Origin of the sequence: Streptomyces sp. ISL-98 (genome assembly GCF_018614055.1) — a bacterium.
Taxonomy (GTDB): Bacteria; Actinomycetota; Actinomycetes; order Streptomycetales; family Streptomycetaceae; genus Streptomyces; species Streptomyces spiramyceticus.
This window is the reverse complement of record NZ_JAGGPB010000034.1, coordinates 65,973-89,926: the sequence shown is the minus strand read 5'-3', so window position 1 is coordinate 89,926 and position 23,954 is coordinate 65,973. Positions and strand designations below refer to the sequence as shown.

Annotated in this window: 24 protein-coding genes and 4 pseudogenes; 22 read left to right on the top strand and 6 right to left on the bottom strand. The window is 68.0% G+C overall.

Annotated elements, in window-relative coordinates; all coding sequences use genetic code 11:
* Window positions 1-25 precede the first annotated feature (25 nt).
* From J7I98_RS22595 to J7I98_RS22560, 8 genes and pseudogenes are all read left to right on the top strand, one after another.
* Entirely contained in the window at window positions 26-196 is a 171-nt protein-coding gene (locus tag J7I98_RS22595) for a hypothetical protein (RefSeq protein WP_214923806.1), read from the top strand.
* 244 nt (window positions 197-440) lie between these two features.
* Window positions 441-731 (top strand): annotated as a pseudogene (locus tag J7I98_RS22590) (DUF1524 domain-containing protein); the annotation flags it as partial.
* A gap of 163 nt (window positions 732-894) precedes the next feature.
* Window positions 895-1,164 carry a hypothetical protein gene (locus tag J7I98_RS22585; RefSeq protein ID WP_214923800.1) on the top strand — a complete coding sequence of 90 codons (270 nt, stop codon included), beginning with the start codon at window positions 895-897 and terminating at the stop codon, window positions 1,162-1,164.
* The gene (locus tag J7I98_RS22580) at window positions 1,145-1,660 is read left to right on the top strand and encodes a DUF6879 family protein (RefSeq protein ID WP_214923797.1); all 516 of its coding nucleotides are present in this window, start codon (window positions 1,145-1,147) and stop codon (window positions 1,658-1,660) included. Before J7I98_RS22585 ends, J7I98_RS22580 begins: the two co-directional genes overlap by 20 nt.
* A gap of 12 nt (window positions 1,661-1,672) precedes the next feature.
* Window positions 1,673-2,521, top strand: a complete 849-nt coding sequence (locus tag J7I98_RS22575; protein ID WP_214923794.1) for a helix-turn-helix transcriptional regulator — start codon at window positions 1,673-1,675, stop codon at window positions 2,519-2,521.
* Between the two features lie 434 nt (window positions 2,522-2,955).
* A complete protein-coding gene (locus J7I98_RS22570) occupies window positions 2,956-3,213 on the top strand; it encodes a hypothetical protein (RefSeq protein WP_251021022.1) in 258 nt (85 codons plus the stop codon).
* Window positions 3,214-3,415: 202 nt separating this feature from the next.
* Complete coding sequence (locus J7I98_RS22565; RefSeq protein WP_214923791.1) at window positions 3,416-4,516, top strand: methyltransferase domain-containing protein; 1,101 nt, start codon at window positions 3,416-3,418, stop codon at window positions 4,514-4,516.
* Between the two features lie 434 nt (window positions 4,517-4,950).
* Entirely contained in the window at window positions 4,951-5,241 is a 291-nt protein-coding gene (locus J7I98_RS22560; protein ID WP_214923788.1) for a hypothetical protein, read from the top strand.
* Between the two features lie 70 nt (window positions 5,242-5,311).
* Here J7I98_RS22560 and J7I98_RS22555 read toward each other — a convergent pair.
* Together J7I98_RS22555 and J7I98_RS22550 are read right to left on the bottom strand one after the other, a co-directional pair.
* Window positions 5,312-5,518 (bottom strand): annotated as a pseudogene (locus J7I98_RS22555) (transposase family protein); the annotation flags it as partial.
* 233 nt (window positions 5,519-5,751) lie between these two features.
* On the bottom strand, window positions 5,752-5,922 hold the full coding sequence (locus J7I98_RS22550) for a helix-turn-helix domain-containing protein (protein ID WP_214923765.1): 171 nt from the start codon (window positions 5,920-5,922) through the stop codon (window positions 5,752-5,754).
* A gap of 462 nt (window positions 5,923-6,384) precedes the next feature.
* On the opposite strand from J7I98_RS22550, the gene J7I98_RS22545 reads away from it, so the two are divergent.
* Window positions 6,385-9,288, top strand: coding sequence for a BTAD domain-containing putative transcriptional regulator (locus tag J7I98_RS22545; protein WP_251021021.1), 2,904 nt, complete (start codon window positions 6,385-6,387; stop codon window positions 9,286-9,288).
* 41 nt (window positions 9,289-9,329) lie between these two features.
* On the opposite strand, the gene J7I98_RS22540 is transcribed toward J7I98_RS22545, so the two are convergent.
* Complete coding sequence (locus J7I98_RS22540) at window positions 9,330-9,512, bottom strand: hypothetical protein (protein WP_214923762.1); 183 nt, start codon at window positions 9,510-9,512, stop codon at window positions 9,330-9,332.
* 209 nt (window positions 9,513-9,721) lie between these two features.
* On the opposite strand from J7I98_RS22540, the gene J7I98_RS22535 reads away from it, so the two are divergent.
* The 9 genes and pseudogenes from J7I98_RS22535 (at window position 9,722) to thpD (ending at window position 16,881) form a co-directional block, all read left to right on the top strand.
* On the top strand, window positions 9,722-11,011 hold the full coding sequence (locus J7I98_RS22535) for a diaminopimelate decarboxylase (protein ID WP_214923748.1): 1,290 nt from the start codon (window positions 9,722-9,724) through the stop codon (window positions 11,009-11,011).
* Complete coding sequence (locus tag J7I98_RS41230; RefSeq protein WP_308377894.1) at window positions 11,008-11,400, top strand: 4'-phosphopantetheinyl transferase superfamily protein; 393 nt, start codon at window positions 11,008-11,010, stop codon at window positions 11,398-11,400. Before J7I98_RS22535 ends, J7I98_RS41230 begins: the two co-directional genes overlap by 4 nt.
* 23 nt (window positions 11,401-11,423) lie before the next feature.
* The gene (locus tag J7I98_RS41225) at window positions 11,424-11,855 is read left to right on the top strand and encodes a hotdog fold domain-containing protein (protein WP_251021020.1); all 432 of its coding nucleotides are present in this window, start codon (window positions 11,424-11,426) and stop codon (window positions 11,853-11,855) included.
* Window positions 11,852-13,396 carry a class I adenylate-forming enzyme family protein gene (locus J7I98_RS22525; RefSeq protein ID WP_214923745.1) on the top strand — a complete coding sequence of 515 codons (1,545 nt, stop codon included), beginning with the start codon at window positions 11,852-11,854 and terminating at the stop codon, window positions 13,394-13,396. The genes J7I98_RS41225 and J7I98_RS22525 overlap by 4 nt, the downstream gene beginning before the upstream one ends.
* Window positions 13,397-13,423: 27 nt before the next feature.
* Window positions 13,424-13,693 carry a phosphopantetheine-binding protein gene (locus J7I98_RS22520; protein WP_214923742.1) on the top strand — a complete coding sequence of 90 codons (270 nt, stop codon included), beginning with the start codon at window positions 13,424-13,426 and terminating at the stop codon, window positions 13,691-13,693.
* A 37-nt stretch (window positions 13,694-13,730) separates the two neighbouring features.
* A pseudogene (ectB, locus tag J7I98_RS22515) lies at window positions 13,731-15,000 on the top strand (diaminobutyrate--2-oxoglutarate transaminase).
* Window positions 15,001-15,026: 26 nt separating this feature from the next.
* Window positions 15,027-15,431, top strand: a complete 405-nt coding sequence (locus J7I98_RS22510) for an ectoine synthase (RefSeq protein WP_214923740.1) — start codon at window positions 15,027-15,029, stop codon at window positions 15,429-15,431.
* Between the two features lie 2 nt (window positions 15,432-15,433).
* Window positions 15,434-15,988, top strand: coding sequence for a diaminobutyrate acetyltransferase (ectA, locus tag J7I98_RS22505; RefSeq protein ID WP_214923727.1), 555 nt, complete (start codon window positions 15,434-15,436; stop codon window positions 15,986-15,988).
* The gene (thpD, locus tag J7I98_RS22500; protein ID WP_214923704.1) at window positions 15,985-16,881 is read left to right on the top strand and encodes an ectoine hydroxylase; all 897 of its coding nucleotides are present in this window, start codon (window positions 15,985-15,987) and stop codon (window positions 16,879-16,881) included. Before ectA ends, thpD begins: the two co-directional genes overlap by 4 nt.
* A gap of 59 nt (window positions 16,882-16,940) precedes the next feature.
* Here the strand turns inward: thpD and J7I98_RS22495 are convergent, their stop codons facing one another.
* Entirely contained in the window at window positions 16,941-17,960 is a 1,020-nt protein-coding gene (locus tag J7I98_RS22495; RefSeq protein WP_251021053.1) for a GlxA family transcriptional regulator, read from the bottom strand.
* A gap of 64 nt (window positions 17,961-18,024) precedes the next feature.
* Between J7I98_RS22495 and J7I98_RS22490 the strand changes: the two genes are divergently transcribed.
* Entirely contained in the window at window positions 18,025-19,308 is a 1,284-nt protein-coding gene (locus J7I98_RS22490; RefSeq protein WP_214923698.1) for an MFS transporter, read from the top strand.
* Between the two features lie 56 nt (window positions 19,309-19,364).
* Window positions 19,365-19,607, top strand: coding sequence for a hypothetical protein (locus J7I98_RS22485; protein WP_214925228.1), 243 nt, complete (start codon window positions 19,365-19,367; stop codon window positions 19,605-19,607).
* Here J7I98_RS22485 and J7I98_RS22480 read toward each other — a convergent pair.
* On the bottom strand, window positions 19,598-20,614 hold the full coding sequence (locus tag J7I98_RS22480; RefSeq protein WP_214923695.1) for a helix-turn-helix transcriptional regulator: 1,017 nt from the start codon (window positions 20,612-20,614) through the stop codon (window positions 19,598-19,600). The two genes, J7I98_RS22485 and J7I98_RS22480, sit on opposite strands and share 10 nt — an antisense overlap.
* Window positions 20,615-20,620: 6 nt before the next feature.
* Window positions 20,621-21,625, bottom strand: coding sequence for a phosphoribosylglycinamide synthetase (locus tag J7I98_RS22475; RefSeq protein WP_251021019.1), 1,005 nt, complete (start codon window positions 21,623-21,625; stop codon window positions 20,621-20,623).
* 105 nt (window positions 21,626-21,730) lie between these two features.
* Between J7I98_RS22475 and J7I98_RS22470 the strand changes: the two genes are divergently transcribed.
* Together J7I98_RS22470 and J7I98_RS22465 are read left to right on the top strand one after the other, a co-directional pair.
* On the top strand, window positions 21,731-22,369 hold the full coding sequence (locus J7I98_RS22470; protein WP_214923688.1) for a hypothetical protein: 639 nt from the start codon (window positions 21,731-21,733) through the stop codon (window positions 22,367-22,369).
* A 26-nt stretch (window positions 22,370-22,395) separates the two neighbouring features.
* Window positions 22,396-23,909: pseudogene (locus J7I98_RS22465) on the top strand (ISKra4 family transposase).
* Window positions 23,910-23,954: the final 45 nt, after the last annotated feature.

Genomic DNA, 23,954 nt, shown 5'->3' with positions numbered 1-23,954 from the left:
CGGCAACTTGTCAGGATGCTGCCTGATGCCCCTGATCGCGGTGATCGTCTTTACGGCGTTGATTCCGGTAGCGAACTGGGTGTCGCCCACCATGGTCGAGCAAGGGTGGCTCACCTGGCCACTGATATTCCTCGCCCTCGCCATCGGGGTGCGTGGGGCCAACGCCCTGACCAGATGGTGGTCCACACGCGACTGACCCATGTCTAACCTCTGCTAGACATGGCAACAACGGCCCGCCAGCCACGCTGGCGGGCCGTTTCCGCTACGTACGCCGAAAACTGCAGATCCTTGGGCGGTGTCCTATTGATCCGAAACTCAAAGGGTTCTATTCGAGGATGTAGCGGACGTGCGGGCCGCCGAAGTAGCCGCGGATGATGTGCGGTTGGCGTTGGCGGCGGTAGAAGAACCTGCGGGTTTCGGATCAATAGTGGAATTACGTGGACAGCGGAGCATCCCAGTGGACCCCTGCCCGACGCGAGGCATACGTCAACGACCTCACCGCCCCTACCTCCCTCGTCGCGGTGACGGCCGCCTCGAATCGCTCCAAGGCAGACCAAGATCCGAGCACCTGGCTGCCGACGGTCAACGACGTTCACTGCCAGTACGCCGCCAAGTGGACGGGGATCAAGATGCGGTGGGGCCTCACCGTGGACGCGCCGGAGAAGGCCGCGCTCGTCGAACTCGCGGAGGCATGCCCCGACACGACCGTCACCTACGAGCCCGCCCCGTAGGCCGACAAGAGACAGATCTCCCCCCTGTTTCTCCCTTCGGGGAGGGCAGGGCATTTTGGCGCACCCAGGTCCGTCACGTCATGTGATGCACCCTTGACGCGCTGCTCCAGCAGCGTGAAGGTGCGTGGAACAGCGTGGAATCCGCTCGACGGAGGAGAGTTCCATGACCGTAAAGTTCCTGGGCATCATCCCCAACACCCCGACGGACGAGTCCCCAACGATCTGGCTCGACGAGGAAACGGGAGACCTGCTGATCCAGTCGTACAAGGCGACGGAAGAAGAAGTCCGGGCGTGCCAAGAGATCGGCTCAATTCCTGGACATTCCACAGACGTCCCCGATCACGAAACGATCATCAGGCTCCCCGCGGTCATGCTGAAGTACATCCCCCGCACCGACGTTGAAGAGGTAGGCAGTGCAGCCACCCGCGCGTAACGCCCTGGCACGGGCTCAACGCTCCGCCGTTCACCTGGAGTTGCGCGACAGTTACATGCTCGACGACCCCGAGTTCATCGCGTGGCAGCAGGGCAAGCGCCTGGATCCTGCCGACCGGGCGTCTTGGTGGGGCGGCTGGCACGACTCGGTCAGCGACGCGACCGCCCGAGGTGTCGCAGTGCGCCGCGTCCGCATCGCGTCGGAGCCGATCAGCGACTACATCCGCTACGAGTACGACCTCACGTTCGCCAACGTCCTCGCGGGCGAACAGGTCCGGTGGCTGCCGAGACGCCAGACGACAGGCCTGCTGCTGCCCGCCAACGACTTCTGGGTCTTCGACAACGAGACCGTCCTCTTCCACCACTTCACCGGCGACGGCCAGCTCGCCGAGGACGGCCGCGAGTACGTCTCCGACCCTGCTCTGGCGAAGCTGGTCGGCGAGGCCTTCGAGTCCGTCTGGCAACGGGCCATCCCGCACGAGCAGTACAAGCCCTGACCAGCACGCATCATGGCCACGTCGGCATCGTCCTCAGTCCAGCAAGCCCGGCAGAGTCTCGCCGACCGTCTCGGCGAGATCCGCCGGGACGCTGGGCTGAACGGCCGGGACCTTGCTGCCGCGTGTGGCTGGTACCCCTCCAAGGTCTCGCGCATCGAGAACGCCCGCACCGCGCCGTCCGCCGACGACATCCGCGCGTGGTGCACCGCGTGCGGCGCTGGCGACCAGGCCGCGGGCCTCGTCGAGTCGTTGCACGCCGTTGAAGGCATGTTCGTTGAGTGGCGGCGGATGGAACGCGCCGGCCTTCGCCGCGCGCAGGAGGCCGTCCGCCCGCTCTATGAGCGCACCACCCGTTTTCGTGCGTACTCCTCGTGGTTCGTGCCGGGCCTGATCCAGAGCCGCGCCTACACGGAGGCCGTGCTGCGGGCCGTGCAGCGCCGCCGGGTCACCGTGGATGATGTCGACGCTGCCGTGGACGTGCGCATGGAGCGGCAACGGGTGCTCCACGAGGGAAGCCGCACCTTCGCCTTCCTGATTGAGGAGTCCGTGCTGCGATCTGGGATCGGCGGCCGGGATGTCATGGCCGGCCAGCTCGGACAGCTGATCACAGTGGGGTCGCTGCCGAACGTCAGTCTCGGCATCGTCCCCATGCGGCTGGACCGCTCGCGCATGCCCGTCGAGGGGTTCTGGATCTATGACTCTGCTCAGGTCAACGTCGAGTTGATCTCTGGGTATCTGACGATTACGCAGGCTCCGGAGGTAGCGATGTACGCCGACACCTTCGCAGAGTTGGCCGAGCTCGCCGTGTACGGAGCGGACGCACGCACGCTGATTGCAGAGGCACTCCAGGCACTGGGGTGAATCCGCGTGGAATCTCGTAGAACTTCCTGGTGTCGACTTGGCCGCCGTTCGTATGGTCCAGGACATGGACTCAGGAACCCGCCCCTCGGGGGCCACCGAAGCGGGTACGCCCGGCACTTGGTGTCACTGGCATGAGGGGCCATCGGTGACCGCCGTGCTCATCGACTCCGTTGAGGCGACGTCCGGCTCGGGCTACGGCCGGTATGGATGCGCGCCGTGCCGTCAGCAGCGCCAACTGACGCCGGCCGCGGAGCAGGCGATGGCGGGGCGGCCATCATGACGAGTTGGAAGCAGAGGCGCGTCCATATTCCGGTTGTGTGCTGGGTCCCCAAGCCGGGCACCCCGATGCGTTGCACCCTCCGCGCGGGCCACAGTGGCGACCACTTCCGCGCCTACTCCCGCGAGGCATGGCCGAAGCGCGCGGGCGAGACGCAGTGACCCCACGCTCCATCATCAAAAAGGCAACCTGGACGCTCGGTGCAGACCACTCGCAGGGCGCGTCACCGCCGATCCGCGAGATCGAATGCACTACCTGCCAGGACCGGTCCGAGGCCAGCACCGACCAGCTGGGCCCCGACAGTTGGGCACTCCGCCACGCAGGCCTGACCGGCCACACGGGCTACAGGGAGATCGTCACCGCGTTCCTCCGCGCCACTCCCGGCCCTGGTAAGGGCCAGCTGCCCACCCCATGACTCCTGCCTCGGTCGCCGCGCGCCTGGGGGCGTCGACAGCCGAGGCAGGCTCTTCACCCACCACTTCGAACCGGGAGAGTCACATGTCCGATGACGGCAAGCACGCCGGCCAGCCTTCCGACAAACCGTGGACGCCTCCGCCCCCTTCGCCGTCCCCTGACGGACCGCCGCCCAAGGTCACCAACCACACGGAGGACTGACGGTGGGCAGCACCGCGCAGGTACACCCGCAGCACGCCGAGCTCGTCGAGTTACTGGCGGAGCAGGGCCTGGTGTCTGAGCGTTGGCGCGAGGTCTGGGAGCGAGTCCCCCGTCACCTGTTCATCCCACCGACAATCTGGCGTCAAGGACCCGAGCGTTGCGAGCCCGTCACCACGGACGCGGAGTGGTGGCAGCTCGTCTACAGCGACGAGCCGGTGGTGACCCAGATCGACGACGGGGCGGCCAACGGCCCGGGTGTAGCCACGTCCAGCAACTCCCAGCCGTCCATGGTCGCCACCATGCTGCAACACCTGAAAGTCGAGGACGGTCACAGGGTGCTGGAGATCGGCACTGCCACCGGCCACGTCGCGGCGCTCCTCTCCGAGCGCCTGGGCGACGAGCTCATCTTCAGCGTCGAGATCGACCCGCCGTTGGCTCATGAGGCGAGGGAGAACCTCGCGACTCTGGGGTACGCGCCCACGGTGGTGGTGGCCGACGGCGAGCACGGGTGGGCAGAGGCGGCGCCGTACGACCGGCTCATCGCCACCTGCGCGCTGCGCCGCGTGCCGTACGAGTTGGTGCGCCAGGTGAAACCAGGCGGCATCCTCGTCGCGCCTATGGCCGGGGAGTTCTGGAGCGGCGCAATCGTCCAGCTGTCGATCCAGGAGGGAGGCATCGCGTCAGGCCCATTCCGGGGCGGTGCGTCCTACATGCCGATGAGGTCTCACCGAGCCCCCGCCGACGCGCAGGTGCAAGGGAATGCCAGGCCGACAGAGAGCAAGCTCGACCCCCGGCTCTTGCTCACCGTCGGGTTCTCCATCTACGCGGGCGCCCGGATGCCCGGAGTCTCGATGGTCCACGCCGAGCACGATGGCACCACCGGGGTCTGGCTGATGGACCAGGCCGGGTCGGGCGCCTTCGCTGAGCCCGGTGAGCAGGCGTGGCAGTACGGCGAGCGCGACTTGTGGTGGGACGTCGAGACGACGTACCAGGAGTATGAGGCTCTGGGCAGCCCTGACGCTGACGCTTTCGGGTTGACCGTGACGCCCCGCGGTCAGGACGTGTGGCTGACCCACCCGAGAAGAGTGATCGCCTCCGCGTAAAGGCCCGAACTGACGACTCCCTGGGCTCCGTTCCCCCGCGGCTCTACCGTCGTTGGGGAACGGAGAGAGACGAGGGCCCAAGCGAAGGCGGGGCTGGTCGAGGAAGTCCTACGGCGACCCGTTCGTGATCGTCGTCGACACGAGAACACGGACCCCGTACACCGCCGGCCGCTGATACCGCCCCGGCCGTCCACTTCCTGGGGAGCGGCCGGCCGGGGCTCTTCACTGCCGAGATCGGCAAGCGGTACGTCGATCGCGTCGGCGATTTGCGAAGAGCACCCCGCACAGCGCACCCCATCGGCGGCCAGCCCGCGCTGTCCCGCCCGGACTCGGCGCGTCACCGGGTATTTTGATGGTATTTCATACTAATCTCCCGTAACTGAACGAAGTCGATCTATCACAGATCGCACCCACCTCACTCCACCGGAGATGACATGCACAAGCTTCGCAAGGCCGCCGTCCTGGTCGCTGCCCTCGGCAGCGTCGGACTCCTGAGCGCCGGCACTGCCCACGCCGGCGGCCATGGCCACGGCCACCACGACGGCGACCACTTCAACATCAAGCAGAGCTCCAACTGCAAGTCGCACGACCTGAACGTCGACGTCCTCGGCCAGGTCGGGGTGCTCAACGGCCTGCTGGGCAGCGCGCTCAACGGCGAGGGCGACCCGGGCGCACAGAAGACCCACATCGGTTCGAGCATGGGCTGCGGCGACAGCGCCTTCTAAGGCCTGTCCCGTAAAGGATCTTTGGTTGGGTGGATGGGGGCGTGGCCGGTGGCTGTTCCGGCCGCGCCCCCTATCCGACGAGGTTGAGGTTGTGCAGGCGGGCGATTCCGCGCATGGCATGGTGCACGCCCTCTCCCCCGAGGCGGCAGTCGCGCAGGATCTTCCAGCACTTCATGCGCGCGAAGACGTGCTCGACGCGGGCCCGGACTTGCTTGTGGGACTTGTTCTGCGCCTCTTTCCGGGCCGGCAGTTCCTCGCCCTTGCGGCGGCGGCGCGGCGCAGGCGTCGGCTCGCCGCCCGGCACACCCACCACGCCCGCCACGACCCACCAGCATGGCGGCACAGGCACGGAGACCTGCCCCGGCTCCGGCCAGCCCGCCTCGCAGGAAACACCTCGACCGGCCCCGGCCGTCCGGCACCGGTGGAGCGGACGGCCGGGGCTCTTCATTGCCGTACGAGGTCGGCGAGCGGTGCGTCGACCTCGTACGGCGATGAGGATCAGGGTGTCGATCAGCGCGGCGGATGCCCCCGCTCGACCCGTACGTAGATGGCCTTATCCATGCCCGCCCTCTCGGCAACTGCCTGTTGCGTGAGGTTGGCGTGAAGCCTGGCCGCCCGGATCTGGTCCCCGATGGCCCGGCGACGGGCGAGCACCCAGTCGAGCGGCGGTTCGGAGGGCACGCGAGCACGCTGCAGCCCGGGTGGTGCGCATGTTCGCGGCGAGCTCGCACAGGGGGCCGGTGGTGCGGTGGGAGCTGATCTCCTCGGCTAGGGCCCGGTTCGCGGTGGCGCACGCACGCTCCAGGTCGCTCTGGTGCCACTGGGCATCGGCCTGGCGGGTGCGAGGTAGGGCACGGGGGCGCGTGCCCGGTCAGTGGGGAAGAGGGCGCGTGCATGCCTGCGTCGGGAGTGGGCGGGAGGCGGGCACCCGAGTAGGCATCCCATGAGTGAGCTTAAGATCACAACTTGGGCTCGAAGGCAGGCATCGTCCGCAGGGGGTACTACGTGCACGCCGCGATTTCAGACATAGACGAGACAACCGCAAGCGGCAGACCCCACTTCAGCATTCTTGGATCCCTGGAAGTCCGGAACGCAGGGGGGGCGGTCCCCATCAACGGGATCCTGCGGAAACGTGTCCTCGCCATGCTGTTACTCGAAGCGGGGCGGGTGATCCCCGTCTCACGCCTTGTTGAAGCCGGTTGGGACGAAGCGCCTCCGGAGAGCGCGGCACACCAGATCCGCAAGGCCGTGGCCGAGTTGCGCCGCCGGATCCCGCAGGGCTTCGAACTGATAGTGACCGATGGCCCCGGCTACCGTGCGGTTGTCGGTGTGGATCAGCTCGACCTGATGCGTTACCAGGAGCTGCTGCGTCAGGCCCATGCGGCCGGGGAAGCGGGAGTGCATGCGAGGGCGGCGGCACAGCTGCGCTCCGCGCTGGAGTTGTGGCGCGGGCCTGTGCTGGCTGGGGCTGGCGGGCAAGTCGTTGATGCCATTTCGACTGCCCTGGAGGAGCAGAGTCTCGCGGCCGCCGAGCGGCTGTACGAGCTGACCATAGAGGCGGGCGAGGCGGCCTCGATCATCGGTGAACTGCGCTCCATGGCGGGCCGGTACCCCTTGCGCGAGACGCTGCGCGGCCAGCTGATGCTCGCTCTCTACCACACCGGCCAACAGGCCGCTGCCCTCGAAGAGTTCACTCAGATTCGGGACCTGCTTGCCGAAGAGCTCGGCATCGACCCCAGCGCTAAACTGCGCGAGTTGCACGCATACATACTGCGGCAGGATCTCTCCCTTGCCCCTCCGGAGCGGGCGTCGGCTCGCGCGTACGGCGCTTCCTTTGCGGTCCCGCAGGCGCTGCCGTACGACGTGCCGGGCTTCTCTGGCCGTGCGTCCGAGCTGGAACGGATCCGTGTAGCGGTCGAACGCACACCGACGAGATCGCCCACGGTCATCGCGATCGACGGCATGGGTGGCGGGGGCAAGACGGCGCTGGCCGTACGAGCCGCGCACCAGCTGGCACAGCGCTATCCGGACGGGCAGTTGTTTGTCGACCTGCGAGGCTTCACTCCGGGACAGAGGCCGCTCAGTACGTTCTCCGCCCAGGGTGACCTGCTGGCGGCCGCCGGGATCCCCAGCGAGGAGATTCCCGGCGTTCCTGCAGGCCGCAGCGCACTCTGGCAGTCCTACATGCGGGGCCGCCGAATGCTCCTCATCCTCGACAACGCCGACACCTCCGAACGGGTCCGTACCCTCATCCCCACCTCGCCCGACAGTCTCACCCTGGTCACCAGCCGCCCCCGGCTGACGGACCTCGACGGCGTGGAATGGCTCTCCCTCGGTGCCCTCGCGGAGTTGGACAGCCACGAGATCCTGCGGCACGCCCTGGGCGCCGAGCGGGTGGAACGAGAGCCGGAGGCCGCGGTCGAATTGCTGCGACTGTGCGGCGGGCTCCCGCTCGCGGTGCGCATCGCGGCTGCCCGGCTATCGAACCGGCCGCGCTGGACGATCCAGCTCCTGGTCGACCGGCTACAGGACCACGGGCGGCGGCTCGATGAACTGTCCAGCGAGGACAGAGGAGTTGCGAGCGCGCTGTCACTGTCGTACGAGTCCCTACCGAAGGAGCAGCGCACGGCTTTCAGACTGCTGGCCCACCACCCGGGCCGGTACATCGACGTTGACGAGGCCTCCGCGCTGCTGGGCGGCGGGGCCCTGGACGCCGAGGATCTCCTGGAGAGGCTCGTGGATGTCCGCCTGCTGGAGGCCAGGGAGCCAGGTACGTACGCCTTCCATGATCTGGTGCGCCATTTCGCGCGCCGACTGGCTCAGGGCCAAGCGGCTCCGGAAGACGGGCAGTCGGTGGAGCGGCTCCTCGACCACTATCTGCACACGGCGGCGCACGCCTGCGACACACTCTTCCCCGGCAGGCCCCGCCACAGCGGGCCCGTTGGCGAACGGGACGGACAGGAGCCGGAAATCGCGGACAAGGATGTCGCACTGAGATGGCTCGACCAGCACCGTGACAGTCTGCTGGCAGCAGTGGACATCGCGCACGGACGCGGGCTGCTGCGGCACGCGGCGCGGCTGCCGCGCGAGGTGGGCTTCCACTCCAGCATCCGCAGTTACGACTTGGAGGCGAATGTGGCGCTCGAGACGGGTGTCACGGCATCCCGGCAGCTGGCGGACCCGTCGCTGATGCGCCTGAACCTCACCAATCTGGCCATGGGGCAGTGGCGGCTGGGCCGCATCAGGGACGCGGTCGCCCAGCTGGAGGAAGCCCTAGAGCTGTCACGGTCCATGAATGACCCACGCAGCGAGGCCGAGTGCAAGGCCCGGTTGGGTCAGGCGTACAACAGCCTGGGCGAATTGCAGCGCGCACTCCAGCTCAGCGAGGAGGCCAACCGCATGGCGCGGAAGACCGGCTTCGCGCGGCTCGACGGCTCGTCCCTGAGCACTCTGAGTCAAGTGCAGGTGCGACTCGGGCAGTTCGCGATGGCGGCCGAGACGGCAAAGGAGGCGCTGACAGTATTCGACTCCATAGGAGAGATACAGCTGTCCGTGGACGCGCTCAGTTATCTCTCGCGCGCCCTGGAAGGCATGGGCCGTTACGAGGAGGCACTCGCCCGGGTGGAAGAGGCGGTCGAGCGCTGCGAGCATCTGCGGATGCCCTCCGTCCTACCGGTCATGCTCGCCTGCCGCACTGACATCTTGCTACGTATGGGCCGGGTCGAGAGCGCCCGCGAATGCGTCCTGCACGCGCTGGCCGAGGCCATCCGCAGCACGGACGACATCCACCGGGCGTTCGTGCACCTCTCCGCCGCCCGCACGTACTTCGCGCTGGGCGACTTCACGGAGGCTCTGCGCCAGAACCAGCTGGCCCACGAGATCTCCTCCCGCATGGAGCTGCACTACGAGAAGGCCCAGGCCCTGGACGGCCTCGCTGCAACCAGTGAGGCGATGGGGGACCTGGAGGCCGCCGTCAGTAACCGCCAGAAGGCCGACTCGCTCTTCTTCCTCATGGGCGTACCGGAAGGCGTGTTCCGGTACGCCTGAGGTGACGGCTCCCAGGAGGACTGGAGCACCTGAACGCCAGGTCAGCTGTTGCCGTTGTTGTCGTTGGTGGTGTCGCTGGTCGCCTGACCGGCACTCGTGCCGGCCGCTGTCTTCAGCTGCCAGCCGGAGTCCTGGGTGCCGGCCTGCGCGGGGATGGCGAGCGCCCAGACGAAAGCCCCGGCCGCGACGATCGAGGCGATGGTGGTGAGCTTCTTGGTGCGCATTTCGAATCTCCCTCGGGTGGCGTTTCCCTCTGACACCGCTGATACTTCCGCGCCTCCTTCCCCGCCCGTTACCGCCCCGGCACCCTGCGGATCCCGCACCCCCGCGCGTCCGGCCGCAAGAGGCCAAGGACGCTTTTGACCAGCGGTTCTGCATTCCACTCCGCCGTCGTCGACCGCAAGAATTCGAGCGGCGGCAAGGAGGAGAAGACATGAGCGCCGAGGAAATCCACGTTCAGGGAATCCCCGCGTCAGCACTCGCTGACCGCTTCGGAACCCCGCTGTTCGTCTACGACACCGAGATCCTGGAGAACACCTTCCGCACGCTCCGCGAGGAGCTTCCGGAAGAGATCGACATTTTCTATTCACTCAAGGCCAACCCGAACATCAGTGTGTGCGCCTTTCTCGGCACGCTGGGCGCGTGCGCCGAAGTCTCCTCATACACCGAACTGCTGACTGCCCTGCGGGCCGGTATCGCACCTAGCGACATCATCTTCCTCGGTCCGGGCAAGGACGAGCGGGAGCTCGCGGCCTGCGTCGAGGCGGGAATCCACGCGGTGGTGTGCGAATCCATGGCGGAACTCCAGCTGCTGGACGAGCTGTTGGAGGGCAGCGGGGGCGGCACCTTCCCGGCGATGCTGCGGGTCAACCCGGCCTTCGCCGCCAAGGGATCGGGGCTCTCGATGGGAGGCAAGCCCCGGCAGTTCGGCATCGACGAAGAGACCGTACGCCGCTCCAAGGAGCAACTGGCGGCTCTACAGCACGTCGAGGTCATCGGCCTGCACGCCTACATGGGCACCCGCATTCTGGATGCCGCCGACGTCGTCCACAACACCCGTAGAATCCTGGCCACCGCCGAGGATCTCGCGGGGGAACTTGGTATCCCGCTGCACACGGTAGATGTCGGCGGTGGGCTCGGAGTCGCGTACTTCGACGGCGAGGCAGACCCCGATGTGGCAGCACTCGGTACCGGAATGCGTGATGCCGTCATCCCCTTCACGCGGCGTCACCCCGGATGCCGCGTGATCATGGAACTGGGTCGATACCTGGCCGCCCGCGCCGGCACATACATGGTGCGCGCCCGCTATGTGAAGCAGTCCATGGGTGAGTGGTTCGTGGTCGCTGACGGCGGCACCAACCACCACATGGCCGCTGTCGGCATCGGCAGCTTCGTCAAGCGGAACTTCCCCGTGCAGCACCTGAGCCGCCCCGGCGGCCAGGCGGACCGCCGCTATTCGCTCACCGGTCCGCTGTGCACGCCCAACGACGTGGTCGCCAAGAAGGTCACCCTGCCCCAAGTGCGGCCCGGCGATCTGCTGGGCGTAGAGCGTTCCGGTGCGTACGGACCCACCGCGTCCCCCGGGCTCTTCCTCAGCCACGGCTTCCCCGCCGAGGTGGTGGTCCACCGGGGCGAGGCCCACCTGGTGCGCGAACGGGACACGCCCGAGGACCTGCTCAGCCGCCAGCAGCTGGCCGACTTCAGCGGGGAAGGCCACCAGTGAGCCCACCAGATCTGCGCATCGGACTGGACGTACTAGACCGCAGCGAGCTGCGTCGGCTGGCGGACCGGGACTGGTTCCTGCGCTATACCTTCGCCGCCGAGGAGCTGGCGCTCGCCGCGCAGATGACCGCCGGGCGCCGCCTGGAGTTCCTGTCCGGCAGGTTCACCGCCAAGGAGGCGGTCCTCAAGTCCCTGGGCCGGGGCTTCTTCCAGGGACTCGCGCCCCGCGAGATCAGCATCGGCCGCACGGACGACGGTGCGCCGTCGGTGCGCTTCACCGGCCGGGCCGCCGGCCTGTCCCTGCCTCCCATGGCCCTGTCCATCGCGCACAAGAAGAACGTGGTGGCGGCCGTAGCGATCAGCATCCCCTCTGCGGGGACCGGCATTTGACCTACTGAGAGGAGTCCCGCGCCATGAATACACCAGAAGACGAAGACAACCCCACCGTCGCGTTCCTTCGGGTGCGTATGAGCCAGGCAGATGCCCACTACGGCGGCGGCCTGATCGACGGGGCTTGCATCCTCCGGCTGTTCGGAGATCTGGTCACCGAGATCACCGTACGCACTGACGGCGACGAGGGCCTGCTGTCCGAGTACGCGAAGGTCCGCTTCACCGCTCCCGTCTACCCCGGCGACTACATCGAGGCCCGCGCACGGCTCGTCCACCGCACCCGACTGCGCCGGGTGGTGGAGCTGGAGGCACACAAGGTGGTTTCAGCGCGTCCTGGTGCGTCGCCGAGCGCTGCCGAGGCGCTGTCCAGCCCCCAGCTGGTCTGCAGCGCCACGGCCACCACGGTCGCTCCTCTGGTCGCCAGGCCCACCCCGGCCGAAGGGGCGGCGGCGTGACCCGGGCAGACGAGCAGCCGCGGCTGCTGCACGAGGTGCTGGACGCCGCCGCCGAGCAGCTTCCGCAGCGCATCGCCCTGACCGACCAGAACGGCAGCCTCACCTACGGTGAGCTGGCCACGGCCAGTGTCCGCGCCGCCACGGCACTCGCCGGCCGGGGCGTACGGCGCGGTGACCGGGTGGTGGTCACGGCAGCCGACGGACTGGGCATCGCGGCGGCGCTGTACGGTCTCTCCCGGCTCGGGGCAGCTTTCAGCGTGCTGCACGAGCAGGTGCGTGGCGGGCCGCTGGAGCACGTACTGCTTGACAGCGAGCCAGTGCTGCTCGTCACCGACGACTCTTCGGCCGAGGCGACGGCACAACGGGTGGGGACGGCGTCCCTGTCACTGACGGAACTCCTCACGGTGCAGGCCGGGGCAGGACCGCTGCCCCACCCCGGCACCCTCGCCGTCGACCCGGCCTGCCTGATCTACACGTCGGGCACCACCTCGCTGCCCAAGGCGGTGGTGAGCACCCATCAGCAGATGCTGTTCGCGGCCTCGGCCATCCAGGACCGGCTGGACTACCGCAGCGACGACATCATCTACTGCCCGCTGCCGCTGTCCTTCGACTACGGCCTGTACCAGTTGTTCCTGGCGGTACTCAGCGGCGCGCAGCTCCGGCTCGCCACCGCGGCCGAGGCCGGTCCACCACTGCTGCGTAGTCTGGAGTCCAGCGGGGCGACGATACTCGCGGGTGTCCCCTCGGTCAGCGACCGACTGGCCTGGCTGCTCGCCCGTAGCAGCCGCGGCAGCGGGCGCCTGGCCGGACTTCGACTGCTGACGAACACCGGTGCCGCCCTGCCCACCGAGACCATGTCCGCCCTGCGCTCCGCCCTGCCCGGTCTCCGGATCCAGGTGATGTACGGGCTCACCGAGTGCAAGCGCGCGGCGATCATGCCACCGGACGGGGATCTCGAACGTCCGGGATCCAGCGGCCGGCCGCTGCCTGGCACGGAGATATACGTCGCCGGAGACGACGGCGAGCGTCTCCCCCCGGGCGAGATCGGGCAGCTCGTGGTGCGCGGCCCTCATGTGATGACCGGCTACTGGCGCCGCCCCGAACTGACCGCCGAACGCTTTCCCCGCGCCGAAGGGCTCTTCCCTGAACTGCGTACCGGCGACTACGGCTGGATGGACGAGGACAGCTACCTCTACTTCTCCGGCCGCCGGGACGATCTGTACAAGGAGCGGGGCTTTCGCGTCAGCTGTACGGAGGTCGAGGCGGCGGCGCGCCGGATCGAGCAGGTGTCGGCAGCAGCCGTCCTGCCTCCGGACAGCGGACGACCCGCGCTGCTCGCGGTGGTCACTGAACTGGCCACTGATGAGCTTCTGGAACGGATGCGCGAACAGATCGAGCCGTTCAAAATCCCCCGCCGCTGCGTGCGGCTCAACGAACTGCCGGTCAACGGCAACGGAAAGGTCGACCGGAAGCAGCTTGCCTCCCTGGTCGAGGCGGACGTTCCCGTCAGGCCCGACCGGCAGACAGCCCAACTCGACTGAACCCAACTCGACTCAAGGAGAAGACTCATGGAACGCAAGGATGTCGTCCAGGCCCTGGAGACGGCGTTGACCGATGTACTGGAGCGCCCTGTCACCGGTCTGCGGGGGGAGGTCAGGCTCTTCGACGACCTGCACCTGGACTCCACCACCATGCTCGAGATGCTGATGGCGCTCGAGGACTCCATCGGGCTCGTAGTCGATCCCGAAGAACTGGACGTGGACGACTTCGAGTCGGTGGACACCTTCACCGACTTCGTACTTTCCGTCCCGCTGGCCCCCTCCCCCGCCGCGGCGTGACCGTACGCGCTGCTCCCGAAGCAGAAGGAGGCACCGCATGACGATCACTCTGCCGGACCTGAGCGTCTTCGAAACCCTCGAGTCGGAGGTACGCAGCTACTGCCGTGGCTGGCCGACCGTCTTCCACAGCGCGCAGGGCTCGCACATGTACGACGAGGACGGTCACGCCTACCTCGACTTCTTCGCCGGTGCGGGCGCCCTCAACTACGGCCACAGCAATCCCGTACTCAAACGTGCCTTGCTGGATTACCTGGAACGGGACGGTGTCATACACGGTCTGGACATGTCCACAACGGCCAAGCGCGCCTTCCTGGAATCGTTCCAGGACATCGTGCTGCGGCCTCGCGACCTGCCGTACAAAGTTATGTTCCCGGGCCCGACGGGCACCAACGCCGTCGAAGCGGCGTTGAAGCTGGCGCGCAAGGTCAAGGGTCGTGAGACGGTCGTGTCCTTCTACTGGCGCGTTCCACGGAATGTCACTGGGCGCGCTGGCGGTGTCGGGCAACGCCTTCAAACGCGCTGGTGCGGGTGTACCTCTGGTACACGGCGTCCCGATGCCCTTCGACCGCTACCTCGACGGCCAGGCCCCGGACTTCCTCTGGTTCGAGCGACTGCTGGAGGACCAAGGCTCCGGCCTCAATCAGCCGGCCGCTGTGATCGTCGAAACGGTGCAGGGCGAGGGCGGCATCAACGTGGCCCGCACCGAGTGGCTGCGGAGCCTGTCGGACCTGTGCCGACGGCGCGACATGCTGCTGATCGTCGACGACATCCAGATGGGCTGCGGGCGGACTGGCGCCTTCTTCTCCTTCGAGGAGGCCGGCATCGTCCCGGACATCGTCACACTCTCAAAGTCCATCAGCGGCTACGGCTTGCCCATGTCGCTACTGCTCCTCAAACCGGAGTTGGACGTCTGGGAGCCGGGCGAGCACAACGGCACCTTCCGCGGCAACAACCCGGCCTTCGTCACGGCCACCGCGGGGCTGGAGACCTACTGGGCCGATGGCCACCTGGAGAAGCAGACCTTGGCCCGTGGCGAACAGGTCGAGACCACGCTCAGAGGTATTGCCGCCGAACACCACCACGAGGTGGCGGACGTCCGCGGCCGCGGACTGGCCTGGGGCCTGGAGTTCCACGACCCGCTGCGCGCCGCGAAGATCTGTCGACGCGCCTTTGACCTGGGGCTTCTCGTAGAGACCGCCGGCGCGCTGAGCGAGGTGGTGAAGCTCCTGCCTGCCCTGACCATCACCGAGGACGAGCTGGACGAAGGACTGGCTGTCCTCGCCCGTTCTGTCCGCGAGACCCGCTGAGACAGTCAAGGAGAGGAGAACCACCCATGATCGTACGGTCATTCGCCGGCATCACCGATACCGACCGCCACGTACGCTCGCGTTCCGGAACCTGGGAGAGCAAGCGGATCGTGCTCGCCCGGGAAAAAGTCGGCTTCTCGCTGCACGAGACCACCGTCTACGCCGGCACTGAGACAACGATGTGGTACGCCAACCACATCGAGGCCGTGCTCTGCGTCGAGGGCGAGTCGGAGCTCACCAACGAGGAGACCGGGGAGACGCACTGGATCGCTCCGGGCACGATGTACCTCCTCAACGGGCATGAGCGGCACACCCTGCGTCCCAAGACCGACTCCCGCTACATATGCGTATTCAACCCGCCGGTCACCGGCCAAGAGGACCACGACGAGTCTGGCGTCTACCCGCTGTTGACCGAGGGCGAGGTGGACTGACCGTGACGACCGCACTCGAATCCGGGCCCCAAGCATCGCCCCGCAAGAAGGCCGTCTTCCGTACTCCGCGCCCCGAGGATGGCTTCGCGGTGTGGGAGATGGTAAAGAACACCCCCGGCCTGGACACCAACAGCCCTTATTCCTACGTGCTGTGGTTCCGGGACTTCGCCGACTGCTCGCTGCTGGCCACCGTGGACGACGAGATCGTCGGCTTTCTCACCGGCTATCGCCGTCCCGACGAACCGGACACGTACTTCGTCTGGCAGACCGCGGTCAGTCCGCGGCACGGCATCCCGTTCCTCGGCGTGAAGCTCTTCGAGGCTGCAGCCGACCGGCAGCGGGACCGCGGTGCCCGGTACGTCGAGGCCACCGTCTCCGCCGAGAACAAGGCCATCCTCATGGTCCTCAGGCAGTACGCCCGCAAGCGTTCGGCCGAGGTCACCGACCGCGTGCTGTTCCCAGCCGACTGGCTGGGCGACGGCCATCACGACGAAGTCCTGCACCGCATAGGCCCCCTCGCAGACGTGCCCTCCAAGCAGAAGGAGAACACCGAATGACCGCCGCCCCCCGCACCGACCTGTATCCGACCCGCGTCACGGGCGAGGCCATAGCTCAGACGCGCCTCGACCCGACTGTCTGGGGCGACCACGAAGGGCCGCTCAGCCAGCAGGAACGGGACCGCTATGACTCCAACGGCTACCACGTCTTCGACAGCCTGCTGACCCCGCAGGAAGTCGAGACGTACCGCGCCGAACTCCAGCGGCTGAGCGAGGACCCCGCGCTGCTGGCGAGTGACCGCGTGGTGCTGGAGCCGGATTCCGACCGCCTCCGCTCGGTCTTCGAGGTCGAGAAGGTCAGCGAGCTCTTCGCCGCACTGCTCAACTCATCCCGGCTGACGGACGTCGCCCGGCAGGTACTCGGTTCGGATGTGTACGTCCACCAGAGCCGGGTCAACTACAAGCCGGGCTTCGGCGGGGCCGAATTCGACTGGCACTCGGACTTCGAGACCTGGCACGCCGAGGACGGTATGCCCCGGCCGCGCGCGTTCAGTGTGTCCATCGCCCTGAGCGAGAACTATGAGTTCAATGGCCCGCTCATGGTCATGCCGGGTACGCACAAGACGTTCATCCCCTCGGTCGGCGAGACTCCCCTGGACTTCCACAAGGAGTCCCTGCGGGTGCACCGCATCACCGTGGGGTCCCCCGGCCAGGAGCACCTGTCGCGGATGGCCCACGCGCACGGCATCAAGCAGATCGCCGGCCCCGCCGGGTCAGCGGTGATGTTCGACTCGAACCTGCTGCACGGTTCCAACGGCAACATCACCCCGTTCTCTCGCTCGAACATCTTTATCGTCTACAACAGCGTGGAGAACGCCCTGGAGGAGCCCTTCGCGGCAGCCCTTCCCCGCCCCCAGCACCTGGGCAACCGGGAGTTCGCACGCGGGATGTGACCTCAGCTGAATGACGCGTCCGGCGCGGGGCGGCTCCACTGGAGCCGCCCCGCGCCTCGTCATGTGTACGCCGGCCGCGGGCCGTCGGGGCCGCGGAACGTGGTGCGGTAGGCGCTCGGTGAGATGCCCAACGCTGCGTGGAAGTGCTGACGCAGATTGGCCGCCGTACCGAGTCCCGTCTGCGCGGCGACTTGGTCGACGGGCAAATTCGATTCCTCCAGCAGCTCTCTGGCGCGTTCGAGGCGCTGCTGGATAAGCCAGTTCATCGGCGTCATGCCCACCTCGTCGCGGAAACGTCGGTTGAAGTTCCGCACGCTCATCGCTTCCCTGGCTGCCAGCTGCCCCAGAGTGATGGGCTCTTTCAGGCGCTGCAGCGCCCACTCGCGGGCGGCCGATGTGGCGGGCGCCGAGAGAGCGGGCACGGGGCGGCGGACGTACTGGACTTGGCCGCCCTCACGGTGCGGCGGTACGACGGTGCGGCGGGCGACGTCATTGGCGACGGCCGTTCCATGGTCACGCCGGATTATGTGCAGGCACAGGTCGATTCCGGAGGCACAGCCCGCCGAGGTCAGCACGCTCCCTGCGTCGGTGTAGAGCACATCCGGGTCCAGGTCGACCTGCGGGAACAGCCTGGAGAACAGGTCGGTGTAGCGCCAGTGCGTCGTCGCGGTGTGCCCGTCAAGCAGCCCGGCGGAGGCGAGCACGAAAGCACCGGTGCAGATCGAAGCCATCCGGGTGCCAGGGCGGATGCGGGCGAGAGCCTCGGCGAGTGGGGCCGGAAGCTCCGGGGTGTCCTGAACGTAGTCCTCGTACGACGACAGAACGATCACGGTGTCCGCCTCGTCCAGCGCCTCGGGGCCGTGCGGGACACAGACGGTGAAGTCGCCGTCCGTACGCACATCGCCGGCCCGCAACGTGCAGGTGGCGACCTCGTACAGCCGCTCTCCGTCCGCCGACGCCCCCTCTTTGGCCTGTCCGAACAGCTGGTGCACGATGCCCAGCTCAATGGGGAGCAAGACCTGGCGGGCAAGGACGGCAACGTGGTGCCGTCCGGAGTGAGAGAAGACAGACATGGCCATATCCTTGCGCATGTGGGCCATCTAGACCCTCGTTTTGGTGAGACTCTCCCACCAGGCTTGAGGCATGGCTCAGCTGACACAGACCTCACCGAGCACCACACCGCGCGCCCCGGGGCCCCGCTTCCACCGAGCCTGGGCGATCGCCGTCGTCTCGGGCACGGCCATTGTCACGGCTGGCGCCTTCACCACCGTCCCCGGCCTGCTGGTGACGCCGCTGCATGAGAATTACTCCTGGGACCGCGGCCAGATCGCCCTGGCTGCTTCGGTGAACATGGTGCTCTTCGGTCTCACCGCCCCCTTCGCGGCGGCTCTGATGGACCGGGTCGGAATCCGCCGCGTGGTCGTGGGTGCGCTGCTACTCATCACCACGGGAGCCCTGCTCACCAGCGTCATGACACAGCCCTGGCAGCTGGTCGCGTACTGGGGCGTACTGATCGGCCTCGGCAGCGGCTGCCTGACCATGACCTTCGCAGCCAGCGTTACCAGCAGCTGGTTCGACAAGCGCCGTGGACTGGTCACCGGCGCGCTCAGCTCATCCAGCCACCTGGGCCAGCTGCTCTTCCTGCCGCTGCTCGCGTGGGCCGTCGACCGCTTCGGCTGGCAGCCGCCGGTGGTGACGCTGGCGTTCGTGGCGCTGGCGGTGGCCGCCCTGGTGTTCCTGCTGCTGCGCGACCACCCGGCCGACGCGGGCGTGAAACCTTACGGGGCAACGGAGTTCGTGGCCAAGCCCGCGCCCGCGTCCGGGGCGGCCCAACGCACTATGAGGGTGCTCTTCAGCGCCGCGCGCACCGGTCCGTTCTGGCTGCTGGCCGGCATGTTCATCATCTGCGGCGCCTCCACCAACGGCATCATGTGGAGCAACTGGGCTCCCGCCGCCCACGACCATGGCATGCGGGTCACGGCCGCAGCCTCGATGCTGTCCCTGATCGGCATCTTCTCCGCCCTGGGCGCGGTCTTCTCCGGCTGGCTCACCGACCGCTTCGACCCTCGCCGCCTACTGACCGCCTACTTCGCGATCCGCGCGCTCACCCTGCTCGCGCTGCCGATGGTGTTCTCCTCCACGGTCACGCTCTCAATGATCGTCTTCGTGGTTGTCTACGGCCTCGTCGATGTCGCGACCGTCCCACCGGTCATCGCGCTCACCAGCCGCGTCTATGGCGAGGACGGCCCCATCGTCTTCGGCTGGACGAACTCCGCCCACCAACTGGGCGCGGGAGTCTCGGCCTTCCTCGGCGCCACCGCCCGCGACCTGTTCGGCACCTACGACATGGTGTGGACCACACTGAGCGCGGTCTGCCTCGTCGCGGCCCTGATGGCCTTGGTCGTACGCGTCCCTCGCACCGCCTAATACGTACCGACGCACGTACCGACGCACCGTCCCCGAAGCCACAGGAGAGTTCCGCCATGACGCAGATCCTCACCGGCTCCACGGCCGTCCCGACTCCACAGACTTCTCAGCCGCCGAAGAAGCCGCTGTGCACCTACTGCGGAGCCGATGGCCATGAGGACTTCCAGGTCCTTTCCCGGCACCGCACCTCGGTCGGCACCACGGTCTGGCTGCGCTGCTCCTGCGGTGCCCTCCAGGTCCGCGTCGTGACCGGCGCGGGGGCCCAGATCGTCGCTCGTGGACGCCGTGCTCAGGCGTAGGGCCGGGGCAGATGTCCTCGCTGCGCGGCAAGGACCCCGGCCTGGAAGCGGCTGCGCGCGTCCAGCCGGGCCATGACCTCGGCGGCGGTGCGCCGGGCCGTACGCGGCGAGACGCCGAGCCGCTTGCCGACAGCCTGGTCGGTGTGGCCCTGGGAGAGCAGCCGCAACGCCTCCGCCTGCTGCGGCGTGAACCCCGTGGTGTCCCTGCGCTGTGGTGTTCCGAGGGGGTCGGCTCGCCGCCAGGTTTCGTCGAAGAGCGCGCACAGCGTCTCGACCAACCCGCGGGTCCGCAGGACGACGGCACCCGCTCCGGTGTGTTCGCTGTCCACCGCGACGAGGGCCACTCTCCGGTCGCAGATGATCATGCGGTTGGGGAGGGCCGACGTGGTCCGTACTTCTCCGCCGTGCAGGGTGAGCCACTCGGCGTGGGCCACGCTGGCACGGTCGCGTCGCAGACTTTCGAGATAGACGGTGCGCATCCGTACCCCGCGCTCGAGGAGCCGTCGGTTCAGCGGACGAGAAGCGCGCATGTTCGCGCCGGTCTGCGCGCCTCCGGGTGCGAAGGCCAGCATCTCCTCACCGACCTCGGAGTTGAGGATCTCCAGGAAATCCCGGATGCTGTCGAGCCCGTCGAGGAATTCCACACCGCCCTGCGGCACGCTGCCCCCGGGTGGCGGAAACTCACCGAGCAGCCGTGCTGCCGCAGCCCGACCCTCCCGTAGCCGCTGCTGACGCGCGCCCAGCTCAGCCTCCTGCCGGGAGAGAAGGATTTCCATGCCCAGGTGTGGGCTGACGGCATGCAGCTGATGCGGGGGCTCGGCAGCCGGGCGTACGAATCCCAGTGTCCGCAGGCGCCCCAGGGCCACGCTCAGCGCCCGGTCAGACAGCCCCAGGCTGTCGGCCAGCTCTTGCTGGCCCTCCCCGGGAAGCGCCAGGAGCCGCCGGTAGACGGCTTCGCACGCTGCGTCCATGCCGAGGACATTCAGGGAGTTACTTCCGCTGTTCATGGCCGTTCATCCCTCCGAACGGATGTCGGTGACGAGGTCGGCCCACGCCTGGCGGACCCGCTCCCTCGTGATTTCCGGCGAGTCGCCTTCCACCACCACGTAAGCGCGCCGCGAGCGGGGATCTGTGGCGGGCGGGATCCAGTCGTGGACGGTGTACGGGAAGCGCGCACCGCGCACCCAGGGGGTGACGGCGATGTCCTCCGTCCCCGCATAGGTCAGCAGCCGACCTTCAGACAGCGGGAAGAAACCGATCTCGGCGTACTGGTGCGCGGGCCGCAACCGCGGAGCTTCACCAAGGAGCGCGTCGAAGAGCGCTGCCTCACAGTCGAACCCGCTCGCGACCTGGATCAGCAGCGGGATGCGATCGGGGCTCAGCCGAGGCTGGCAGCACACCACCCGCGGCCCGTCAGCGGTGAGCGCCACCTCGGTGTGAGCCGGCCCGAAGCGGTAGCCGCTCGCCCGCAGCAACCCGCAGACCAACTGTTCGACCGTCTCCCGCTCCAGGTTCGACAGCAGCGCGGGGAATAGATACCCAGTCACCGCGAAGTCCGGTGGACCACTGGTGCGCTGAGTAGCCATGCCCACGACATGGTGGCAGCCGCCCACAGTAAGCGTCTGCACAGTCAGCCGAGGTGCCTCCACTGATGGCTCATCGGCTTTCCGGAGCCGCCTGAGCGCCTCGGGCGGATTCGGAGACAGCCCAAGATGCCACGCTTCCTCGACGACCGGCAGCACGGATGGCCCGCTGCCACAGTGCAGCACGGTCCCGAGGTTGTGCTGATGTGAGATCTGGGTCACCAGCTGTCGCAGTCTCGCCTCGTCCGCGAAACTGGTGTGCAGCAGTTCCTCAGAAGCATCCGCGACCTGCGACAGGAAGTCGGCCTCAGGTATCTGGGGGTCCCACAGAGACCAGACGCGAAAGCCCGCCTCGGCAGCCTTCCTGGCGAGTTGGTGATAAGGCATCACCAATAGCAGCCTGTTCTTCGAACTTTTCGAGCGGCGTGCAGACATGGCCCACACTATGCGCCGCTGCCTTCCCGGCGGCTTCCTCTCCTGTTCCCTCGGGTACCCACAAGACAGCTGACTCCCCGCAACCAGCGAAGAAGGGGGCGCCAAATGCGGCGGCGCGGCACCTGCATTTCAAGATCAACTAATCTGTCTATCTCCGACTTCCGAGCCGTCTTGCGCCGGGCCCGCAGCTGGCAGCTCCAGCGCGGCATCACCGACCTTCCCGACGCTCTCCGGGAATTTCCCGCCGCTCCCCTACGTGCGCTCCGGCCGCCGTGTCCGCAGCGGCCGGTAGCCGGCCGGGTCGAGCTTGGCGAGCTCGGTGTCGACCTCGACGTTTTCGCCGGTCTGTCCGAGGAGTTGTCGCGGGCCGAGGAGCGACTGTCGCGGTCGCAGATCACGCGGGAGACGGTGGAGGCAGTACTGGCCGCGCCGTCTTCGCCGGTGCCGGGCGCGGACGGCGCGGGCGGGGATGCCGGCGGCGGGGTCGCCGCGGCGCTGGTGAAGGCCGAGGCGGAGTTGGATGTGACGGCGATGTCGCCGGAGTATCGGGCGATCATCGGGTTGTTCGCGACCTCGGAGGCGGCGATGCGCTGCAAGGAAGTGTGCCGGCACCTGGGTCTGGGGACCGAGCCGCGGCATGTCGAGGGGATGCGCTCAAAGCTGAAGCGGCTGGTGGAGCGCGGGATCCTGGCCGAGCCGTCGTTCGGGCTGTTCAAGGTCGACGGTAGGGGGCAGGGGTGGTGAGCGTGGTGGAGTCGGCCGGCGGTGCGCTGGCGGCATGTGAGGATGCCTTCGCCGCCTCGGCGGGTCTGTTCGCTGCGGTGACCGCGGAGTTGGCGGCCCCTGAGGCGGCGGAGTTGACGCACTCACAGTTGGAGGACCTGCTGGGGACGCAGATGCGCGAGGTCACCCGGCAGCTTTTTCAGGACCACCTGACGCTGCGGGCCAGGGACGAGGTGCGTCTTGAGGAGGCCGTGGACGCCGCCAGCGTCGAGCGCACCCGGATCGAGCGGGGCCGGCGCCGGACCCTGGCCACGGTGTTCGGCAAGGTCACCGTGACCCGGATCGCCTACCGCGGCACCGGCGTGGCGGACCTGCACCCGGCCGATGCGGTGCTGAGCCTGCCGGACGGGATGCACTCGCACGGGCTGGCCAAGCTCGCCGCGATCGAGTCCTCCCGCGGCAGCTTCGCCGACGCCTGTGAGCGGATCAACGCCGTCACCGGCGCCGGAGTCGGGCATCGGCAGGTCCAGGAGCTCGCCGTCGACGCCGCGGCGGACATCGACACCTTCTACGACGCCCTCGTGCCGGCCCCTGCACCGACGCCACGCCGCTGATCTTGTCGGTGGACGGCTAGGGCGTCGTGATAAGGCCCGAAGCGCTGCGCGCGGACACCGCCAAGGCCGCCGCGGCCAAGGGCGGAAACGCAATGAAGACCCGGCTGGCCTCCGGGGAGAAACACGGCAGGAAGCGGATGGCCACCCTGGGAGCCGTCTACGACGCCGAGCCCGCGCCGCGCACGGTGGACGACGTCATCGCCGACCCCGACCGGCATGACGCCGCCCATGCCGTGCCCCCCGAGCGCCGCCCCGGCCCGAAGGCCAGGTCGAAGTGGTTGTACGGCTCGGTGAACGACACCGCCGCCGAGGTGGTGGCCGCCGTGTTCGACCAGGCCGAGCACCGCGACCCCGGGCACCGCCGTCCCTGGGTCGTCCTTGTCGACGGGGCCCGCCATCAGATCGACCTCATCAAGGCCGAAGCAGAGCAGCGCGGCGCGGACATCCACATCATCGTCGACCTGATCCACGTGCTCGAATATCTGTGGCGAGCGGCCTGGTGCCTGCACGACACCGGCGACGCCTCCGCCGAGACCTGGGTCGCCCGCCACGCCCGCGCCCTCCTGGCCGGTGGCGTGCAGCAGACCGCTGCCGCGCTCGAGGCGGCCGCCCGCGCCGCCAGACTGCGCGGCGCCAAACGCAAGGGCATCGACGAGGCCGTGAACTACCTGACCAGCAAGGCCGAACACCTGCGCTACGACACCGCCCTGGAACGCGGCTGGCCGATCGCCACCGGCATCATCGAGGGAGCATCCCGCCACTTGGTCAAAGACCGCCTGGACATCACCGGCGCCCGCTGGGGCCTCTCCGGCGCTGAAGCCGTGCTCAAGCTGCGCGCCGTCCGCGCCAACGGCGACTTCGAAGCCTACGGGGCCTGGCACGAGCAGCAGGAGTTCATCCGCAACCACCAGGCGCGCTACCGCGACCGGCTCATACTCACCGCCTGATCGACAGCACCCTCATCGGATCTGCACCCAGAGTCGATCACCACC

What these genes read in the sequence shown, in the direction of transcription:
- J7I98_RS22470 (WP_214923688.1), top strand. Translation starts at nt 21,731, where the DNA reads ATGCGGCGGCGCGGCACCTGCATTTCAAGATCAACTAATCTGTCTATC.
- J7I98_RS22535 (WP_214923748.1), top strand. Translation starts at nt 9,722, where the DNA reads ATGAGCGCCGAGGAAATCCACGTTCAGGGAATCCCCGCGTCAGCACTC.
- thpD (WP_214923704.1), top strand. Translation starts at nt 15,985, where the DNA reads ATGACCGCCGCCCCCCGCACCGACCTGTATCCGACCCGCGTCACGGGC.
- J7I98_RS22575 (WP_214923794.1), top strand. Translation starts at nt 1,673, where the DNA reads ATGGCCACGTCGGCATCGTCCTCAGTCCAGCAAGCCCGGCAGAGTCTC.
- J7I98_RS22520 (WP_214923742.1), top strand. Translation starts at nt 13,424, where the DNA reads ATGGAACGCAAGGATGTCGTCCAGGCCCTGGAGACGGCGTTGACCGAT.
- J7I98_RS22595 (WP_214923806.1), top strand. Translation starts at nt 26, where the DNA reads ATGCCCCTGATCGCGGTGATCGTCTTTACGGCGTTGATTCCGGTAGCG.
- J7I98_RS22480 (WP_214923695.1), bottom strand. Translation starts at nt 20,614, where the DNA reads ATGAACAGCGGAAGTAACTCCCTGAATGTCCTCGGCATGGACGCAGCG.
- J7I98_RS22540 (WP_214923762.1), bottom strand. Translation starts at nt 9,512, where the DNA reads ATGCGCACCAAGAAGCTCACCACCATCGCCTCGATCGTCGCGGCCGGG.
- J7I98_RS22475 (WP_251021019.1), bottom strand. Translation starts at nt 21,625, where the DNA reads ATGTCTGCACGCCGCTCGAAAAGTTCGAAGAACAGGCTGCTATTGGTG.
- J7I98_RS22490 (WP_214923698.1), top strand. Translation starts at nt 18,025, where the DNA reads ATGGCTCAGCTGACACAGACCTCACCGAGCACCACACCGCGCGCCCCG.
- J7I98_RS22585 (WP_214923800.1), top strand. Translation starts at nt 895, where the DNA reads ATGACCGTAAAGTTCCTGGGCATCATCCCCAACACCCCGACGGACGAG.
- J7I98_RS22495 (WP_251021053.1), bottom strand. Translation starts at nt 17,960, where the DNA reads ATGGCCATGTCTGTCTTCTCTCACTCCGGACGGCACCACGTTGCCGTC.
- J7I98_RS22560 (WP_214923788.1), top strand. Translation starts at nt 4,951, where the DNA reads ATGCACAAGCTTCGCAAGGCCGCCGTCCTGGTCGCTGCCCTCGGCAGC.
- J7I98_RS22545 (WP_251021021.1), top strand. Translation starts at nt 6,385, where the DNA reads ATGCTGTTACTCGAAGCGGGGCGGGTGATCCCCGTCTCACGCCTTGTT.
- J7I98_RS22485 (WP_214925228.1), top strand. Translation starts at nt 19,365, where the DNA reads ATGACGCAGATCCTCACCGGCTCCACGGCCGTCCCGACTCCACAGACT.
- J7I98_RS22510 (WP_214923740.1), top strand. Translation starts at nt 15,027, where the DNA reads ATGATCGTACGGTCATTCGCCGGCATCACCGATACCGACCGCCACGTA.
- J7I98_RS41225 (WP_251021020.1), top strand. Translation starts at nt 11,424, where the DNA reads ATGAATACACCAGAAGACGAAGACAACCCCACCGTCGCGTTCCTTCGG.